The sequence below is a fragment of the Streptomyces sp. NPDC051576 genome, assembly GCF_040681835.1.
Lineage (GTDB): Bacteria > Actinomycetota > Actinomycetes > Streptomycetales > Streptomycetaceae > Streptomyces.
In genome coordinates, this window is sequence record NZ_JBFAZO010000006.1 from 102,099 (window position 1) to 119,236 (window position 17,138).

Genomic DNA, 17,138 nt, shown 5'->3' on the forward strand with positions numbered 1-17,138 from the left:
GGGCCGCATGAGTCTGTTCCGCGACGACGGCATCGTGCTGCGCACCCAGAAGCTGGGTGAGGCGGACCGGATCATCACCTTGCTCACGCGGGGTCACGGGCGGGTACGCGCGGTGGCGCGCGGGGTGCGGCGGACCAAGTCGAAGTTCGGGGCCCGGCTGGAACCCTTCTCACATGTGGACGTGCAGTTCTTCGCGCGGGGCAGTGAACTGGTCGGGCGCGGGCTGCCGTTGTGCACACAGAGTGAGACGATCGCTCCGTACGGTGGCGGGATCGTGAGTGACTACGCGCGCTACACCGCCGGTACGGCGATGCTGGAGACGGCGGAGCGGTTCACCGACCACGAGGGCGAGCCCGCGGTGCAGCAGTATCTGCTGCTGGTGGGCGGGCTGCGGACGCTGGCCGGCGGGGAGCACGCGCCGCATCTCATCCTCGACGCGTTCCTGCTGCGTTCCCTCGCCGTCAACGGCTATGCGCCGAGCTTCGGTGACTGCGCGAGGTGCGGGATGCCGGGGCCGAACCGGTTCTTCTCCGTGGCGTCCGGCGGGGTCGTCTGCGCCGACTGCCGGGTGGCCGGGAGCGTCGTACCCTCACCGCAGGCCCTCGAACTGCTCGGTGCGCTGCTTACGGGAGACTGGGAGACGGCGGACGCGTGCGAGGGGCGCCATGTGCGGGAGGGGAGCGGGCTGGTGTCCGCCTATCTGCACTGGCATCTGGAACGCGGGCTGCGCTCGCTGCGGTACGTAGAGAAGTCGTAGGAAGTCCAGAAAGAGGAGACGAGAAGCACATGGCCGTACGCGGGATCCTGGGGCGCCAGCGGCGCGAGTACAAGGCGCCGGAGCCGCACCCGTCCGGGGCCCGTGCGCCGAAGCTGCCCGGTGAGCTGATCCCGAAGCACGTGGCGATCGTCATGGACGGCAACGGGCGGTGGGCGAAGGAGCGGGGGCTGCCGCGCACGGAGGGCCACAAGGTGGGCGCCGAGCGGGTGTTGGACGTGTTGCAGGGCGGCGTCGAGATGGGTGTCGGCGCGATCTCCCTCTACGCCTTCTCCACCGAGAACTGGAAGCGGTCGCCCGACGAGGTGCGCTTCCTCATGAACTTCAACCGTGACTTCATCCGCAAGACGCGCGACACCCTCGACGAACTCGGCATCCGGGTGCGGTGGGTGGGCCGGATGCCCAGGATGTGGAAGTCGGTGGCCAAGGAACTCCAGGTCGCCCAGGAGCAGACCAAGGGCAACGACCGCCTCACCCTGTACTTCTGCATGAACTACGGCGGTCAGGCCGAGATCGCGGACGCGGCGAAGGCCCTCGCCGAGGACGTGAAGGCGGGGCGGCTCGACCCGGCCAAGGTCAATGAGAAGACCCTCGCCAAGTACATGTACTTCCCGGACATGCCGGACGTGGACCTGTTCCTGCGCCCCAGCGGCGAGCAGCGCACCTCCAACTTCCTTCTCTGGCAGAGCGCTTACGCCGAACTGGTCTTCCAGGACGTCCTGTGGCCGGACTTCGACCGCCGCGACCTGTGGCGGGCCTGCGTCGAATTCGCCCAGCGAGACCGGCGGTTCGGCGGGGCGGTACCGAACGAGAAGCTGCTGGAGATGGAGCAGGCGATGCGGGGTCGGCCCGAGGAGGGCTAGGCGGGACGGCTACCATCCCGCCTCATGGACATGGGGCGGGATGACGTGGCAGGGCAGGTTGTCGAGCTGGTGTACCGGCCGAGGGCCGAGGACTTCGTGGCCGCGTTGAGAGCGCGCGGGCGGGTCAGCCGGTCCGCGCGAAGACAGAAGTGGCTGATCGGTCTCGTGCTCGGCTTCGGCGCCCTGGTGGTCGGGTCCGCGCTGGCCAAGGGCGACTCGCTGCCGTACCCGATGCTCGCCGGTATGGTCTTCGCCCTCTTTTTGCTGGTGTTCCAGCCCCGGCTCGTGGCCCGCCAGTTCCAGCGCCTCGCGGAGCGCCGGGGCGAGTTCCGGGTGACCGTGACGGACACCGGGGTGTCGGTGGTCACCGACGACGCGTCCACGTCGCTGAACTGGACGGTGCAGCCCCGCTACCGGGAGACCGCGGACGGCTTCTACATGTTCAGCTCCGAGAAGAACGCCCTCAACTTCACCCTGCTGCCCAAGCGCGGTCTGCGGGACCCCGCCGACGCGGACCGGCTGCGGGCGATACTCGACGCCCACCTGAGCCGGGTCTAGGACCTCAGCCGGCCGCCGCCGCACAGTCCGCGCACGTGCCGAAGATCTCCACCGTGTGCGCCACGTTCACATACCCGTGCTCCGCCGCGATCGCTTCGGCCCACTTCTCGACGGCCGGGCCCTCGACCTCGACCGCCTTGCCGCAGACGCGGCAGACCAGGTGATGGTGGTGGTCGCCGGTGGAGCAACGGCGGTAGACGGACTCGCCTTCGGAGGTGCGCAGGACGTCGACCTCGCCGGCGTCGGCGAGGGACTGGAGGGTGCGGTAGACCGTGGTCAGGCCGACCGAGTCGCCCTTGTGCTTGAGCATGTCGTGGAGTTCCTGGGCGCTGCGGAACTCGTCCACCTCGTTGAGTGCCGCCGATACGGCCGCACGCTGGCGGGTGGATCGTCCCTTTACGGGCGGACCGGCCGTCGTCACCGTTGCCTCCTCGCGTCTGCACTTTGCCGAGCCATTGTGCCAGCCCGGGCTGTGCATGGTCAGACGCCGACCTCGTCGGCGGCCCCCCGGGTGGCTGGAATCGCGCACTCCACCGGGTCCCCGGCGGGTCGCGCGGCGGCCGCGGCCCGGGCCCGGCGGCGGGCCAGCGGGGTCGCGAGGGCGGTGAGCGCGATGAACGCGGCGATGGTCAGCAGCACGATCGTCGCGCCGGGCGGGACGTTCTGGTAGTACGAGGTGACGGTGCCGCTGACCGTCACGGTCACGCCGATCGCGCCCGCGATCGCCAGCGTGGCCCCGAAACTGCGGGTGAGCTGCTGCGCGGCGGCGACCGGCACCACCATCAGCGCGGAGACCAGGATCAGGCCCACGACCCGCATCGCGACGGTGACCGTGACGGCCGCCGTGACCGCCGTGAGCAGGTTCAGGGCGCGGACGGGGAGACCCGTGACCCGGGCGAACTCCTCGTCGTGGTTCACGGCGAAGAGCTGCCGCCGTAGGCCGAGCGTGACGATCACCACGAAGGCCGCGAGGATGCCGATCGCCGTCACGTCGGACTGCGAGACCGTCGAGAGCGAGCCGAAGAGGTACGAGTTCAGGTTGGCGTTCGAGCCGCCCGGCGCGAGGTTGACGAACATCACGCCGCCCGCCATACCGCCGTAGAAGAGCATTGCGAGGGCGATGTCGCCGCGGGTCTTGCCGTACCAGCGGATCAGTTCCATCAGGACCGAGCCGAGGGCGGAGACGGCGGTGGCCATCCACACGGGGGAGGTGTTCAGCAGGAAGCCGAGGCCGACGCCGGTCATCGCCACATGGCCGATGCCGTCGCCCATCAGGGGCTGGCGGCGCTGGACGAGGTAGATGCCGATCGCGGGGGCGGTGATGCCGACGAGGACGGCGGCGATGAGCGCCCGCTGCATGAAGGCGTAGTCGAGGATGTCCATCAGCTCAGCAGTCCCGTGTGAAGCGGCTCGTGGGGGTGCGGGTGTACGTGGTCGTGACCGGGCAGGGCGTGCTGGCCCAGGGCGCGCGGGGGCGGGCCGTCGTGCTGGACACAGCCGTCGCGCAGGACGACGGCCCGGTCGATCAGGGGCTCCAGCGGGCCGAGTTCGTGCAGGACGAGGAGGACGGTCGTGCCCTCGGACACCTGACGGGTGAGGGTGTCCGCGAGCACCTTCTGGCTGGCCAGGTCCACGCCCGCCATCGGCTCGTCCATGATCAGGAGTTCGGGTTCGGCGGCGAGCGCGCGGGCGATCAGCACCCGCTGGTGCTGGCCGCCGGAGAGCGCGTTCACCGAGTCCTTGGCGCGGTCCGCCATGCCGACCAGCTCCAGGGCGTGCCGTACGGCCTCGTGGTCCGCCTTGCGCAGCAGGCCGAAGCGGGCGCGGGAGAGGCGGCCCGAGGCGACGATCTCGGTGACCGTCGCCGGCACCCCGCCCGCGGCCGTGGTGCGCTGCGGTACGTAGCCCACGCGCCGCCAGTCGCGGAAGGCGCGGCGCGGGGTGCCGAACAGCTCGATCTCCCCTGCGGACAACGGCACTTGACCGATGACCGTGCGGATCGCGGTCGACTTGCCGGAGCCGTTGGCGCCGAGCAGCGCGACGACCTCACCGCGGTGCACGGTGAGGTCGATACCGCGCAGGACGGGGCGCGAACCCAGCTCGGCGCGGACGCCGCGCAGCGATATGACGGGCTCGCGCGATGCGCCCAGGTCCGATGCGCCCATGTCGTCCTCCGTGACAACGGTCATTTGACGCCCAACGCGGTCCGCAGCGCCTTGAGGTTGGCCTGCTGGACCGAGAAGTAGTCCTTGCCGCGGGACTTGGCGGTGATGCCCTCGATCGGGTCGAGGACATCGGTCTTCAGGTGCGCGTCGGCGGCGATGGTCTTCGCGGTCTTGTCGCTGACGAGCGTCTCGTAGAACACCGTGGTGACGCCGTCGGCCTTGGCCATCTTCTCAAGGTCCTTCACGCGCTGGGCACTGGGCTCAGACTCGGGGTCGAGGCCGTTGATGGCCTCCTCGGTGAGGCCGTAGCGCTCGGCGAGGTAGCCGAAGGCGGCGTGTGTGGTGATGAACACCTTGGTCCTGGTGTTCGCGAGGCCGGTCTTGAACTCGGTGTTGAGGGCGCCGAGCTTCTTCACCAGCGCGGCGGTGTTGGTCCTGTAGTCGGCCGCGTTCTTCGGGTCGGCCTTCTCGAAGGCCTTGCCGACGCCCTCGGCGACCTGGGCGTAGCGCACCGGGTCGAGCCAGATGTGCGGGTCGAGGCCGGCCAGTTCGGTGTTCTTCGAGGTGTCGTGCGAGGCCGCGTGGCCGCCGACCTCGTTGCCGTGCTTCTCCAGCGTGGTCAGGGAGGCGGCGTCGATCTTCGTCTTGACCTCGGACTGGCTCACCGCGTCGTCGACGGCGGGCTGGAGGTTCTTGAGGTAGAGCACCGCGTCGGACTCGCCGAGCGCGGCGGTCTGCTGTGCGCTGATCTCCAGGTCGTGCGGCTCCTGGCCGGGCTTGGTCAGGCTGGTGACGTGCACGTGGTCCCCGCCGATCTGCTCGGCGAGGTACTGGAGCGGGTAGAACGCCGCGACGACGTCGAACTTGTCGGTGTTGGCGGCGGCTGCGCTGTCGGAGCAGGCGGAGAGGGTCCCGAGGCCGAGGGCGGTGGCCGCGGCTATCGCGATCCCGGATATGTGGCGTCGTCGTACGTTCATGACAGTCATTTTCAACTGACATGGAAACCGTTGTCAACAAGGTTCGGGTACGGAACCGATTTGATACGGGGGCGGGAGGCGCCGGTAACCTGAGGCATTCGCTGCCGTCCATTCGTCATGAAGAGAGCACCGTGGCCGCCGACAAGATCGACACCATCGTCAGCCTGAGCAAGCGCCGTGGCTTCGTATTCCCTTGTAGTGAGATCTACGGCGGCCAGCGCGCCGCCTGGGACTACGGGCCGCTGGGTGTCGAGCTCAAGGAGAACCTGAAGCGCCAGTGGTGGCGCTACATGGTGACGTCGCGCGAGGACGTGGTCGGTATCGACTCGTCCGTGATCCTGGCCCCCGAGGTCTGGGTCGCCTCCGGCCATGTCGCCACTTTCTCGGACCCGCTGACCGAGTGCACCGCGTGTCACAAGCGGTTCCGCGCGGACCACCTGGAAGAGGCCTACGAGGCCAAGCACGGCCGCGCCCCCGAGAACGGCCTGGCCGACATCAACTGCCCCAACTGCGGCAACAAGGGCCAGTTCACCGAGCCCAAGCAGTTCTCCGGCCTGCTCTCCACCCACCTGGGCCCCACGCAGGACACCGGCTCCATCGCCTACCTGCGCCCCGAGACCGCGCAGGGCATCTTCACCAACTTCGGCCAGGTGCAGACCACTTCGCGCAAGAAGCCGCCGTTCGGCATCGCGCAGATGGGCAAGTCCTTCCGCAACGAGATCACGCCCGGCAACTTCATCTTCCGCACCCGCGAGTTCGAGCAGATGGAGATGGAGTTCTTCGTCAAGCCGGGCGAGGACGAGAAGTGGCAGGAGTACTGGATGGAGCAGCGCTGGAACTGGTACACCGGCCTGGGCCTGCGCGAGGAGAACATGCGGTGGTACGACCACCCCAAGGAGAAGCTCTCCCACTACTCCAAGCGCACCGCTGACATCGAGTACCGCTTCCAGTTCGGCGGCAACGAGTGGGGCGAGCTGGAAGGCGTCGCCAACCGCACCGACTACGACCTCACCGCCCACTCCAAGGCCTCCGGCCAGGACCTCTTCTTCTTCGACCAGGAGGCCCAGGAGCGCTGGACGCCGTACGTCATCGAGCCCGCGGCCGGTGTCGGCCGCGCGATGCTGGCGTTCCTGCTCGACGCCTATGTCGAGGACGAGGCGCCCAACGCCAAGGGCAAGCTGGAGAAGCGCACGGTGCTGCGCCTCGACCACCGCCTCGCCCCGGTGAAGGTCGCGGTCCTGCCGCTGTCCCGCAACGCCGACCTCTCCCCGAAGGCCAAGGGCCTCGCGGCTGCCCTCCGACAGAACTGGAACATCGAGTTCGACGACGCCGGCGCCATCGGCCGCCGCTACCGCCGCCAGGACGAGATCGGCACGCCGTACTGCGTGACGGTCGACTTCGACACCCTTGAGGACAACGCGGTGACGGTCCGCGAGCGGGACTCCATGAAGCAGGAGCGGGTGTCTCTCGACCAGATCGAGGGGTACCTCGCGGCGCGCCTGATCGGCGCCTAGGGCACAACTGGCCCTGGACGACGGTGCCGCATTGGACCTGTAACGGGGTCCGCGGCGGCACCAGGGTGGTCGGCATGAGCATCGCGTTCCTGCTGACCACCCTTGTCGTTGTCGCCACCCCCGGCACCGGCGTCGTCTACACCCTGGCCGCCGGTCTCGCCCGGGGTCGGCGCGCGAGTGTCGTCGCCGCCTTCGCCTGCACGCTCGGCATCGTGCCGCACATCCTCGCCACCGTGACCGGCCTCGCCGCGCTGCTGAACGCGAGCGCGTCGGCCTTCCAGATCGTCAAGTACGCCGGTGTCGCCTACCTGTTGTACATGGCGTGGGCGACCGTGCGGGACAAGGAGGCGATCACGGTGAAGGAGGACACCGCGCCCCGTTCGGCCGGGCGGGTCATCGTCCGGGGGGTGCTGATCAACATCCTCAACCCCAAGTTGACGATCTTCTTCCTGGCGTTCCTGCCGCAGTTCGTGAATCCCGACGAACCCCACTCCACCGTAAGGATGTTGGGGCTCAGCGGCGTCTTCATGCTGGCGACGTTCGTTGTCTTCGCCGCCTACGGCATCCTCGCGGCCTCGGTCCGCAGCCATGTCACCTCCCGGCCCGGGGTGATGACATGGCTGCGGCGGAGCTTCGCGGGGTCGTTCGTGGCGCTGGGGGCGAAGCTCGCACTCACCGCGAAGTGAGCCTCAACGCCCTTGCAGGGACTTGACGTTGTCGCCGAAGGTCCAGTTCTTCGAGCCGTCCCAGTTGATCGACCAGGTCATCAGGCCCTTGAGGGAGGTGCCGTAGTGCTGCCAGGCCTGGGAGACCAGGGACGGTGACATGTAGCCGCCGCCCGCGCCCGACTGGGCGGGCAGGCCCGGGACCTGCTTGTCGTAGGGGACCTTGATCGTCGTGCCCTGCACGACCAGGCCCTTGTTGAGGCAGTCGGTCTGGGCGGTGAAGCCCGCGACGGTGCCCGCCGAGTAGGAGTCGCCGGAGCAGCCGTACATGCTGCCGTTGTAGTACTGCATGTTGAGCCACCACAGGCGGCCGTTGTCCGCGTACTTCTTGATGATCGGCAGATACGCGCCCCAGATCGAGCCGTACGTGATGCTGCCGCCGGTGACGTACGCCGTCTCCGGGGCCATCGTCAGGCCGAAGCCGGCCGGCATCTGGGCCAGGATGCCGTCGATGATACGGATCAAGTTGGCCTGGGACGTGGAGAGTTGGCTGATCGACCCGCTGCCGACCAGGCCCGTCTCGATGTCGATGTCGATGCCGTCGAAGTTGTACTTCTTCAGGATCGGCACGATCGTCGAGACGAACTTGTCGGCCACGGTGGTGGAGCTGAGGTCGATGCCCGCCGCGGCGCCGCCGATCGACATCAGGATCGTCTGGCCGGAGGCCTTCGCCGCGCACATCTCGGCGGGTGTGGCCACCTTCACTCCCGCGTCCATGCCGTCCTCCCACAGCGCCGTTCCGTCGGAGCGGATGACCGGGAAGGCCGCGTTGATCACGTTGTAACCGTGGGTGGCGATCGCGGAGTTGGTGATCGGGGTCCAGCCGAAGGGCGGGTGTACGCCGTTGGCGGAGCCGTCCCAGTTCTCCCAGTAGCCCTGGAGGACCTTGCCGGCCGGGCGGGACTTGACGGCGCAGGTGTCGGCGGCGGACGCGGTGGGGGCGGTGGCGATCGAGAGGGGGACGAGGAGGGTGGCCGCGGTGAGGGCGGCGGTGAACAGGCGGCGGAGCATACGGGGCCTCCCGGTGGGGGTGCGGTGAGGTGTCGTAGGCATGACAGTGCTGCCATGACAGTGCTCGTGGTCCAGACCTTTCGTCAAGAGGTCTGTACCACGCCCTCGCTTCGGCAAGTATGGAATGACAGATATTGAAATCTGTCATCTGTCATGCCAGAGTGGTCCGCATGACGATTCCCACGCGCTCACTCGGCACCACCGGCCCCCAGGTCTCCGCCCTCGCCCTCGGCTGCATGGCCATGTCCTCGGTCTACGGCGAAGCGGACCGGACCGAGGCCATCGCCACCATCCACGCCGCCCTCGAAGCAGGCGTGACACTCCTCGACACCGGCGACTTCTACGCCATGGGTCACAACGAGATGCTGATCGGCGAGGCCCTGCGCACCGCCCCCGCCGCCCGCCGCGAACAGGCGCTCACCAGCGTGAAGTTCGGGGCCCTGCGCGACCGGGACGGCGGCTGGTCCGGGTACGACGGCCGGCCCGCCGCCGTGAAGAACTTCGCCGCGTACTCCCTCCAGCGCCTCGGCGTCGACCACATCGACGTCTACCGGATCGCCCGCGTCGACCCCGATGTACCGATCGAGGAGACGGTCGGCGCGATCGCCGAACTGGTCGAGCGGGGCCATGTCCGGCACATCGGCCTCAGCGAGGCCGGCGCCGACACGATCCGCCGGGCCGCGGCCACCGCGCCCATCGCGGACGTGCAGCTGGAGTACGCGCTGATCACCCGGGGCATCGAGGAGCGGATCCTGCCGACCACCCGTGAACTGGGCATCTCCGTCACGGCGTACGGCGTGCTGTCCCGGGGCCTGATCTCCGGTCACTTCGGTGCCGACCGGCAGCTCGCCGCGACCGACTACCGGGCGTACTCACCGCGCTTCCAGGGCGAGAACCTCCAGCACAACCTGACCCTGGTCGAGCAGTTGCGGAAGATCGCCGAGCAGAAGGGCGTCTCCGTCGCGCAGCTCGCCACCGCGTGGGTGCTGTCGCGGGGCGAGGACATCGTGCCGCTGATCGGCGCGCGGACCCGGGAGCGGCTGACCGAGTCGCTGGGCGCGCTGGACGTCGTACTGGACGCGGCGGACCTGGCCGCGATCGAGGCGGCCGTACCGGCGGACTCGGCGCTCGGCGACCGTTATCCGGCCGCGGCGATGGCGCACCTCGACAGCGAGAGCTGATCCGGCCTGCGGGTACGGTCTTCTCCATGGCAGCGAGCGAGACCCTGACCGCCGAGCGCATCCTCGAAGCGACCGAGGAGGTGCTGCGCCGCCACGGCCCGGCGAAGGCCACCGTGGTGGACGTGGCCCGCGCGCTCGGCGTCAGCCATGGCACCGTCTACCGGCACTTCCGCACGAAGGCGGCGCTGCGGGAGGCGGTCACCCAGCGCTGGCTGGACCGTACGTCGCAGACGCTGTCCCGCTTCGTGACGGAGGACCGCGATCCGGAGGCCCGCCTGCGCGACTGGCTGGCGGGCCTGTTCGACGCCAAGCGGAAGAAGGCGGGCGGCGATCCCGAACTGTTCGCCACGTACTCGGTCCTCGCGGAGGAGGCGGGCGAGGTGGTCAGCGATCACATTGACGAGCTGACCGGTCAGCTCACCGAGATCGTCCGGGCAGGCATCGCAAGCGGCGTCTTCACAGTCCCCGACCCGGCCGTCGCCGCCCGCACGGTGTTCCAGGCCACCGGCCGCTTCCATGACCCGTCGTATGCGCGGGAGTGGCGGAAGCCGGGCGTGGAGGGGGAGTTCGGGGAGATGGTGGAGTTGTTGCTGCGGGGGTTGCGGGGCTAGATACGGTCGAGCTGGTCGGCGAGGCCGGCCAGGTCGTCGGCGTAGAGGTCGAACCGGTCCGAGGGTGTGGGCGGGTCCCCGACGGGGCGGGCGACGTAAGCGGTGCGCAGGCCGAGGCGCTGTGCTCCGCGCAGGTCCCAGGCGTGGGCCGCGACCATCAGCAGCCGCTCGGGCGGCCGTCCGGAAACGGTGACGGCCAGCCGGTAGACCGCCGGGTCCGGCTTGTAGGTCCGGGCCTCCTCGGCGGACAGTGCCTGGTGCCAGCGGAGTCCGGCATGGGCGTCGAGTTCCAGCAGCGCCGTCCGGCTCGCGTTGGAGAGTCCGATCAGCGGGAACCGTTCGGCGAGCCGGGCGAGCCCCGCCACGGTGTCGGGCCACGGCGGGAGTCCGCGACCCGCCAGGGCCAGCGCCGCCACGGCGGCCGGGTCGTCGACTCCGGCGGCATCGGCGACGAGCCGGGCGGCCTCCAGGTCGAGGAGGTCGCTCGGGAGGTAGGGCCGGACACCGTCGACGACGCGACGTTGCTCGCGGTCGACGTGCTGCTGCCACAACGACAGGAGCTGCTCGATCCGGGGCTCGTCGAGCGACGGGTCGAGTGCGCGGATACCGGTGCGGATACCGGCGGGTTCGTCGACGAGTGTGCCGAGCACGTCGAACACGACGGCATCGATCGTCAGCTCTGGCTCTGACATGGGAGGGATCTCCTGGGAGAGGCAGGGGCGTGGAAGCTGCTGTTGCCCCAACCGGCCGGAAGCAGACCGCATTCCCGGACCGCACGGCCCTCGGGCCACGGGCCTGACCGAGCACTTCGGCCCCGGCGTCGCAGCCGGTCTCGCTCCGCGACCGCGGGTTGTCGCCGCCCTCACCGGCGCCGTCCGCTACGGCGACCTTGCCGCTTGCCGCTTGCCGCTCGCCGTCCGCCGTCCGCTACGGTGACCTCGCCGCTCGCCGCTTGCCGCTCGCCGCTCGCCGCTCGCCGCCTGCCGGCCGCCGACCGCTACGGTGACCTCGCCGCTTGCCGCTTGCCGCTTGCCGCTTGCCGCTCGCCGTCCGCCGCCTGCCGTCCGCTACGGCGACCTCGCCGCTTGCCGCTCGCCGCTCGCCATCCGCCGTCTGCCGCCTGCCGTCCGCTACGGCGACCTCGCCGACTCGTCGACCTCGCCAAGCGGGAAGCGTCGCTCATGGACCACCCGCCCTCGGCCGGCTCCTCCGCGCGCAGCCCCTAAACGCCCGCCGCGCACCCCCAGAACTCCCGCATCAGCGGTGTCGGTGTCGGGCCGGTCATCGACACCTGGGTCAGCAGGACGGTCACCGTGTCCGTCGGGGGGACGACATGGGCCGTGGTGCCGGTGCCGCCGACCCAGCCGTAGCGGCCGGGGACGTTCCACGGGTCGATCGGGGTGACGTCGACCTGGCCGCCGTAGCCCCAGCCCTGGCCCTCCAGGAACAGGGTCGAGGCGTCGCGCTGGGCGGCGGTGAGGTGGTTGGTGGTCATGCGGCTCACGGAGGTGGGGGAGAGGACCGGGGTGCCGTCCGGCGCGAGGCCGTCGTGCGCGAGCATCCGGCCGAACGCCAGCAGGTCGTCGGCCGTCGAGACCAGGCCACCGGCACCCGACGGGAAGGCCGGGGGCCGGCTGAAGCCGCCGTCCGGGGTGTCCGCCTGCTCCAGGGTGCCCTGCCCGCCCGGTGTGTAGGCGGTGGTGAACCGGTCCCGCTTCGATTCCGGGACCGCGAACGCCGTGTCCGTCATGCCCAGCGGTCCGAAGAACCGCTCCGCGAGGAAGTCGGGGAAGGACGAGCCGGAGGAGCGGGCGACCAGGACGCCCTGGAGGTCCGAGCAGGTGTTGTAGAGCCAGGCCGCGCCCGGCTGGCGCACCATCGGGATCCGGGACAGGGCGGCGAGCCACTCGTCGGGGCCGGGCTGGAGATAGGGGGCGCGGCCGTCCTGTTGGAAGGCGAGCAGCGCCTGGACGGCCGGCAGGGAGAAGTCGTCCGGGAAGCCCCATCCGGCGCGGAAGCTCAGCAGGTCCTCGACGGTGATCGGACGGTCCGCCGGGACCACGTCCTCGACCGGCGAGGAGGGGGTGCGGACCACTGTCGGCTTCGCCAGCTCGGGCAGCCACTCCTCCACCGGGGCGTCCAGCGTCAGGCGCCCGTCCTCCACCAGCGCCAGGACCGCCGCCGCCGTGACCGGCTTGGAGACCGAGGCGATCCGGAAGATCGAGTCGCGGGTCATCGGGGCGGTGCCCTCGACATCGGCGGAGCCGACGGCAACCACCTCGACGTCGTCGCCACGGGCCACCAGGCCCACCGCCCCCGGCACGGTGCCGTCGTCGACGCGTCGCCGCAGGGTGTCGTGGAGATTGCTCATCGGTCGGCCTTCCGGTCCGGGGAGTCATGGTCGAACACGTCGGATACGACTCTCCTCGCCTCCCGAACTCATCGCTCCCCGGCCGGCTCCCCGGTCAGTGGTCGGACGGGTCCACCGTCGCCTGGTGCTCCTCGGCGAGATGCTCCTGCGCCTTCAGCCAGGGCAGGAACTGCGCGCTCTTCTTCCAGCCGCACGTCTCGCAACTGATGATGCGTTTCGCGCCGGTGCGCAGCACCCGGACGACATGCTCGCGTCCGTGCTGGTCCCAGCGGCTCACCTTGCTCGTGTTGATCTCCAGCATGATGTCTCGCCTCCGGCAAGGAGTGTGCAGCAAGACCAACATCAACAGGGCTCAATTCACGACGAGTTGTCCAAGCTGTGAACATGTCAGCCCCGGTGCGACCCGGTGTGACCCCGGTGTCCTCCGGCGGTCAGCCGATCGTGCGCGGCAGCCGCAGGCTGAGCAGCCCGGTCAGCACCACCCCGGCCAGCTGTGCCAACAACGTGATCACCAGGGCGTCCCGCATGCCCATGCCCGGGATCAGCGACAGGAAGAGGGTGCCGAGCGTGGCCACGCCGAGCGCCAGCGCCGACTGCTGGGTGGTGACCATCACGCCGGCGCCCACACCGGCCCGGGCCGTCGGCACCTCGGACAGGATGATCCGGAAGATGATGGGCAGTTGGAGCGCCTGACCGGCGCCGGCGACCGCCGCTCCGGGGAGCAGTTCGACAAAGCCGAGGTGCGGCCAGGAGCGCCACGCGGCCAGCACGATCAGGCCCAGGCCCACCGCCTGGATGACGGAACCGGCCGTCACGACCCGGGTGCCGTACCGGGCCACCAGACGCGGCCCGGCGAGCGAGGCGAAGAAGAAGGTCACCGCCAGCGGGACCAGCGCAAGCCCCGCGGCGACCGGGCCGAGACCCGCCCCGCGCTGCAACGCCACCGCGATCACGAACATGAACCCGCTGAAGCCCATCGCGAACGGCAGGATCATCACCAGACCGCGCCGCAGCGAGGTCAGCGCCAGCAGACTCGGCGGCACCAGCGGCGTACGGCCCTGCCGGTCCGCCCTGCGCTCCACCGCGTAGAACGCGGACACGATCCCCGGGAACGCGGCCAGCGACAGCCACGTCCACAGCGGCCAGCCCGCCGCCCGGCCCTCGGTCAGCGGCACCAGCAGCGCCAGCAGGGAGGCGGCCAGCAGGAAGGTGCCGGGGACGTCGATCGGCTCCGGATGCTGCGAACGCGTCTCCGGTACGACCTTGGCGGCCAGGACCAGGCCGACGATGACGACCGGCACGTTCACCAGGAACACCGCGCGCCAGCCGGTACCGGCGATGTCGGCGGCGACCAGGACCCCGCCGAGGATCTGCCCGGCCACCATGGCGAGGCCGGCGGTCGCGCCGTACAGGCCCATTGCCCTGGCGCGGCGCGGGCCCTGGGTCGCGGCCTGGATGGTGGCGAGGACCTGCGGGAGCATCGCGGCCGACGCCACGCCCTGCGCGATCCGCGCGGCGACCAGCGTCCAGGCGGTGGGTGCGAGGCCGCAGGCCAGCGAGGTCACGCCGAAGGCGGCCATACCGCCGAGGAAGAGCCGGCGGCGGCCGAACAGGTCGCCGAGCCGGCCGCCGAGGACGAGCAGCACGGCGTACGAGACTCCGTAGCCGGCGACGACGAGTTCGAGGACAGCCTCGCTCGCCGAGAGGTCCCTGCCGATGGTCGGCAGGGCCACGTTGACGATGAAGAAGTCGATGAGGGGCAGCGCCGCGGCCAGCAGCACCGTGAACAGTCCGAGGCCGCCGAGCACGGGTGCCGCCGCCGGGGATCGGACGGTGCGGGAAGTGATGGTTTCGGTCACGCAGTCGAGCCTGCGCCTCCGGCCAGACTGGTACCAGAGTCTCCTTATCCTGGTAGCAGGACTACCTGGAAACAGGGTCCGGGCGGCGGCAGACTGGAGCGATGACGACCATGGCACAGGAGACGGCGACCGGGCGAACAGCGACTCCGCAGACCGCGTCCACCATCCGGCGCCATGAACTCGCCGCGTTCCTGCGCCACCGCCGCGAGCACATCGCCCCCGAACAGGTCGGCCTGCCGCGCGGCACCCGGCGCCGTACCCCGGGGCTGCGCCGCGAGGAGGTCGCGCAGCTCGCCGCGGTCGGGGTCACCTGGTACACGTGGCTCGAACAGGCCCGGGACATCCAGGTCTCCGTGCAGGTCCTCGACGCGCTGGCCCGCACGCTGCTGCTCGACCCGAGCGAGCGCGCCCACCTCTTCCAGCTCGCCGACGCGAACGACCCGCGACCGGCGACGGAATGCCCGGTCGTCACCCCCGCCCTGCGGGCCATGCTGGACCAGTTGGACCCGATCCCGGCCTGTCTGCAGAACGGCCGCTACGACATCCTCGCCTACAACCGCACCTACGGAATGCTGCTGTGCGACCTGGACGCGGTGCCGCCCGAGGACCGCAACTGCATGATCCTGTCCTACACGCACGAGGAGTGGCGGTCCTCGATCGTGCACCTGGAGAAGAGCCAGCGGCTCATGGCCGCCCGCTTCCGGGGCTCGATGGCCGAGCATCTCGCCGACCCCACCTGGAAGACGCTGCTCAAGCGGCTGCGCACGGAGTCCCCCGAGTTCTGCGAGGTCTGGGACCGCCACGAGGTGATGGGCGCCAGCCCCCGCCGCAAGGAGTTCCGCAACACCCACGTCGGCCGCATCACGGTGGACCACACCGACCTGTGGCTGGGCCCGGCGAGGGGCCCGAGGATGGTGACGTACGCACCGGCGGACGAGGAGTCACGGGAGCGTTTGGAGAGGCTGCACGCGATAGCTCGGGCGAGGTGACCGGGCGTCTCGGGTGAAGTGACCAGGCGTCTCGGGTGAGGTGACCGGGCGTCCCGGGTGAGGTGACCAGGCGGCTCCGGTGAGGTGGCTAGGCGCCGATCCCCGCCGCCTCGCGTACCTCGACCGACGACAGCTCGTCAGCCGTACGCTCGGCGGTCCGCCGCGCCCACACCCCGCTCGTCACCGCCCCCAGCACCAGCACGGCCAGCCCGCACGCCACCAGAATCCACCACCCGGGCCGGGCCGCCGACACGAACGTGTCCTTGTACGACGACGCCGTCACCCCGGATGCCAGTACGGCCCCGACGACCGCGACTCCGAGCGTCTGCCCCAACTGCCGGCTGGTGGAGGCGACGGCCGCAGCGACGCCCGCCTGGGCCCGGGGCATCCCGGACACCGCCGTGTTGGTGATCGGCGCGTTCACGAAGCCGAAGCCGATGCCGAACAGCAGGTACCCGATGAACCGGGAGACTCTGGACGTCTCCGCCTCGAACCCGGCGAACAGCAGCGCGCTCACGGTCATCGCGGAGCCCGCGATGAGCAGGGGTATGCGCGGGCCCCGACTGCCGACCAGCCGCCCCGAGATCGGTGCGCACAGGAACGTGGGCACGGCCATCGGCAGCATCCACAGGCCCGCGTGCAGCGCGTCCAGACCGACCACGTTCTGCAGATACAGCGTGGACAGGAACAGGAAGCCGCCCAGCGCCGAGAACGCGCTGATGGCGATCACCGTGGCCCCACTGAATGGCGCCGAACGGAAGAAGCGCAGGTCGATGAGGGGTTCGTCGCGCCGCGGTTCGTACCAGAGGAGACCGGCGAGGGCGGCCAGCGCGAGCAGCGCGAAGGGCAGGATCGCGGTGAACCCGGAGTCCGGCGCCTCGATGATCGCGTACGTCAGGGAGCCGAACAGGGCGATCACCAGGAGCTGGCCGACCGGGTCGGCACGGCGGGCCTTCGGCGCGCGGGACTCGGGGATGAACTTCAGGGTGAGCAGCAGCGCGGCGACGCCCACCGGCAGGTTGATCCAGAAGATCGAGCGCCAGCCGACCGAGTCCACCAGCAGGCCGCCGATCAGCGGACCGGCGGCCATCGATATGCCGACGACCGCACCCCACACACCGATCGCCCGGGCGCGCTCGCGCGGCTCGGTGAAGGTGTTGGTGATGATCGACATCGCGACGGGGTTGAGCATCGAGCCGCCGACGGCCTGGATCATGCGGAACCAGATCAGCGCGTCCAGGTCGGGGGCGAGGGAGCAGAGCAGTGAGCCGAGGCTGAAGACCACCAGTCCGACGACGAAGACCCGCTTGCGGCCGATCCGGTCGGCGGTGGAGCCCGCCAGCATCAGCAGCGAGGCCAGGACCAGGGTGTACGCGTCGATCGTCCACTGAAGGCCGGAGGTGCTCGCGTGCAGATCGGTCTGCATCGCGGGCAGGGCGACGTTCAGAATGGTCACGTCCAGGCTCACGATCAGCAGACTCATGCAGCAGATCGCGAGCACCAGCATGCGGCGGCGGTGGCTGAGCTCGGGCATGCGCA

General features: G+C 70.2%; 18 protein-coding genes. 8 read left to right on the forward strand and 10 right to left on the reverse strand.

Annotated elements, in window-relative coordinates:
• The first annotated feature begins 7 nt into the window (after nt 1–7).
• Genes recO through AB0M63_RS21165 form a run of 3 tightly spaced genes read left to right on the forward strand, consistent with a single transcriptional unit; the run spans nt 8 to nt 2,196 of the window.
• Nucleotides 8–757, forward strand: a complete 750-nt coding sequence (recO, locus tag AB0M63_RS21155) for a DNA repair protein RecO (RefSeq protein WP_355914038.1) — start codon at nt 8–10, stop codon at nt 755–757.
• A gap of 29 nt (nt 758–786) precedes the next feature.
• A complete protein-coding gene (locus tag AB0M63_RS21160) occupies nt 787–1,638 on the forward strand; it encodes an isoprenyl transferase (protein ID WP_355914041.1) in 852 nt (283 codons plus the stop codon).
• A 45-nt stretch (nt 1,639–1,683) separates the two neighbouring features.
• Nucleotides 1,684–2,196: a YcxB family protein gene (locus AB0M63_RS21165; RefSeq protein WP_366020440.1), complete on the forward strand. Its 513-nt coding sequence runs from the start codon at nt 1,684–1,686 to the stop codon at nt 2,194–2,196.
• A 4-nt stretch (nt 2,197–2,200) separates the two neighbouring features.
• On the opposite strand, the gene AB0M63_RS21170 is transcribed toward AB0M63_RS21165, so the two are convergent.
• Genes AB0M63_RS21170 through AB0M63_RS21185 form a run of 4 tightly spaced genes read right to left on the reverse strand, consistent with a single transcriptional unit; the run spans nt 2,201 to nt 5,338 of the window.
• Nucleotides 2,201–2,617, reverse strand: coding sequence for a transcriptional repressor (locus AB0M63_RS21170; protein ID WP_355914047.1), 417 nt, complete (start codon nt 2,615–2,617; stop codon nt 2,201–2,203).
• A 59-nt stretch (nt 2,618–2,676) separates the two neighbouring features.
• Entirely contained in the window at nt 2,677–3,579 is a 903-nt protein-coding gene (locus AB0M63_RS21175) for a metal ABC transporter permease (RefSeq protein ID WP_355914050.1), read from the reverse strand.
• Nucleotides 3,579–4,361 (reverse strand): metal ABC transporter ATP-binding protein, encoded by a 783-nt coding sequence (locus AB0M63_RS21180; RefSeq protein WP_366020441.1) that lies wholly within the window; start codon nt 4,359–4,361, stop codon nt 3,579–3,581. Before AB0M63_RS21180 ends, AB0M63_RS21175 begins: the two co-directional genes overlap by 1 nt.
• A gap of 20 nt (nt 4,362–4,381) precedes the next feature.
• Nucleotides 4,382–5,338, reverse strand: coding sequence for a metal ABC transporter substrate-binding protein (locus AB0M63_RS21185; protein WP_355914056.1), 957 nt, complete (start codon nt 5,336–5,338; stop codon nt 4,382–4,384).
• Between the two features lie 131 nt (nt 5,339–5,469).
• Between AB0M63_RS21185 and AB0M63_RS21190 the strand changes: the two genes are divergently transcribed.
• A complete protein-coding gene (locus AB0M63_RS21190) occupies nt 5,470–6,852 on the forward strand; it encodes a glycine--tRNA ligase (protein WP_355914059.1) in 1,383 nt (460 codons plus the stop codon).
• Between the two features lie 74 nt (nt 6,853–6,926).
• A complete protein-coding gene (locus AB0M63_RS21195; RefSeq protein WP_366020442.1) occupies nt 6,927–7,538 on the forward strand; it encodes a LysE family translocator in 612 nt (203 codons plus the stop codon).
• A gap of 3 nt (nt 7,539–7,541) precedes the next feature.
• On the opposite strand, the gene AB0M63_RS21200 is transcribed toward AB0M63_RS21195, so the two are convergent.
• Nucleotides 7,542–8,588: a chitinase gene (locus tag AB0M63_RS21200; protein ID WP_366020443.1), complete on the reverse strand. Its 1,047-nt coding sequence runs from the start codon at nt 8,586–8,588 to the stop codon at nt 7,542–7,544.
• A 170-nt stretch (nt 8,589–8,758) separates the two neighbouring features.
• On the opposite strand from AB0M63_RS21200, the gene AB0M63_RS21205 reads away from it, so the two are divergent.
• Nucleotides 8,759–9,769, forward strand: a complete 1,011-nt coding sequence (locus AB0M63_RS21205) for an aldo/keto reductase (RefSeq protein WP_366020444.1) — start codon at nt 8,759–8,761, stop codon at nt 9,767–9,769.
• Nucleotides 9,770–9,795: 26 nt separating this feature from the next.
• Nucleotides 9,796–10,380, forward strand: coding sequence for a TetR family transcriptional regulator (locus AB0M63_RS21210; protein WP_355914071.1), 585 nt, complete (start codon nt 9,796–9,798; stop codon nt 10,378–10,380).
• Here AB0M63_RS21210 and AB0M63_RS21215 read toward each other — a convergent pair.
• The 4 genes from AB0M63_RS21215 to AB0M63_RS21230 all read right to left on the reverse strand — a co-directional run bounded on the left by AB0M63_RS21215 (nt 10,377) and on the right by AB0M63_RS21230 (nt 14,610).
• Complete coding sequence (locus AB0M63_RS21215; RefSeq protein WP_366020445.1) at nt 10,377–11,072, reverse strand: haloacid dehalogenase type II; 696 nt, start codon at nt 11,070–11,072, stop codon at nt 10,377–10,379. The two genes, AB0M63_RS21210 and AB0M63_RS21215, sit on opposite strands and share 4 nt — an antisense overlap.
• 530 nt (nt 11,073–11,602) lie before the next feature.
• Nucleotides 11,603–12,751 (reverse strand): serine hydrolase domain-containing protein, encoded by a 1,149-nt coding sequence (locus AB0M63_RS21220; RefSeq protein ID WP_366020446.1) that lies wholly within the window; start codon nt 12,749–12,751, stop codon nt 11,603–11,605.
• A gap of 94 nt (nt 12,752–12,845) precedes the next feature.
• Nucleotides 12,846–13,052 (reverse strand): hypothetical protein, encoded by a 207-nt coding sequence (locus AB0M63_RS21225; protein ID WP_366020447.1) that lies wholly within the window; start codon nt 13,050–13,052, stop codon nt 12,846–12,848.
• 130 nt (nt 13,053–13,182) lie between these two features.
• The gene (locus AB0M63_RS21230) at nt 13,183–14,610 is read right to left on the reverse strand and encodes an MFS transporter (RefSeq protein ID WP_366020448.1); all 1,428 of its coding nucleotides are present in this window, start codon (nt 14,608–14,610) and stop codon (nt 13,183–13,185) included.
• A 101-nt stretch (nt 14,611–14,711) separates the two neighbouring features.
• Between AB0M63_RS21230 and AB0M63_RS21235 the strand changes: the two genes are divergently transcribed.
• Nucleotides 14,712–15,599 (forward strand): helix-turn-helix transcriptional regulator, encoded by an 888-nt coding sequence (locus AB0M63_RS21235; RefSeq protein ID WP_366020449.1) that lies wholly within the window; start codon nt 14,712–14,714, stop codon nt 15,597–15,599.
• 88 nt (nt 15,600–15,687) lie between these two features.
• On the opposite strand, the gene AB0M63_RS21240 is transcribed toward AB0M63_RS21235, so the two are convergent.
• Nucleotides 15,688–17,133, reverse strand: a complete 1,446-nt coding sequence (locus AB0M63_RS21240; RefSeq protein WP_366020450.1) for an MFS transporter — start codon at nt 17,131–17,133, stop codon at nt 15,688–15,690.
• Between the last annotated feature and the right edge of the window lie 5 nt (nt 17,134–17,138).

Coding starts and splice junctions, on each gene's coding strand:
- recO (WP_355914038.1), top strand. CDS start 8: ATGAGTCTGTTCCGCGACGACGGCATCGTGCTGCGCACCCAGAAGCTG.
- AB0M63_RS21160 (WP_355914041.1), top strand. CDS start 787: ATGGCCGTACGCGGGATCCTGGGGCGCCAGCGGCGCGAGTACAAGGCG.
- AB0M63_RS21175 (WP_355914050.1), bottom strand. CDS start 3,579: ATGGACATCCTCGACTACGCCTTCATGCAGCGGGCGCTCATCGCCGCC.
- AB0M63_RS21180 (WP_366020441.1), bottom strand. CDS start 4,361: ATGGGCGCATCGGACCTGGGCGCATCGCGCGAGCCCGTCATATCGCTG.
- AB0M63_RS21185 (WP_355914056.1), bottom strand. CDS start 5,338: ATGAACGTACGACGACGCCACATATCCGGGATCGCGATAGCCGCGGCC.
- AB0M63_RS21195 (WP_366020442.1), top strand. CDS start 6,927: ATGAGCATCGCGTTCCTGCTGACCACCCTTGTCGTTGTCGCCACCCCC.
- AB0M63_RS21200 (WP_366020443.1), bottom strand. CDS start 8,588: ATGCTCCGCCGCCTGTTCACCGCCGCCCTCACCGCGGCCACCCTCCTC.
- AB0M63_RS21205 (WP_366020444.1), top strand. CDS start 8,759: ATGACGATTCCCACGCGCTCACTCGGCACCACCGGCCCCCAGGTCTCC.
- AB0M63_RS21210 (WP_355914071.1), top strand. CDS start 9,796: ATGGCAGCGAGCGAGACCCTGACCGCCGAGCGCATCCTCGAAGCGACC.
- AB0M63_RS21215 (WP_366020445.1), bottom strand. CDS start 11,072: ATGTCAGAGCCAGAGCTGACGATCGATGCCGTCGTGTTCGACGTGCTC.
- AB0M63_RS21220 (WP_366020446.1), bottom strand. CDS start 12,751: ATGAGCAATCTCCACGACACCCTGCGGCGACGCGTCGACGACGGCACC.
- AB0M63_RS21225 (WP_366020447.1), bottom strand. CDS start 13,052: ATGCTGGAGATCAACACGAGCAAGGTGAGCCGCTGGGACCAGCACGGA.
- AB0M63_RS21235 (WP_366020449.1), top strand. CDS start 14,712: ATGACGACCATGGCACAGGAGACGGCGACCGGGCGAACAGCGACTCCG.
- AB0M63_RS21240 (WP_366020450.1), bottom strand. CDS start 17,133: ATGCCCGAGCTCAGCCACCGCCGCCGCATGCTGGTGCTCGCGATCTGC.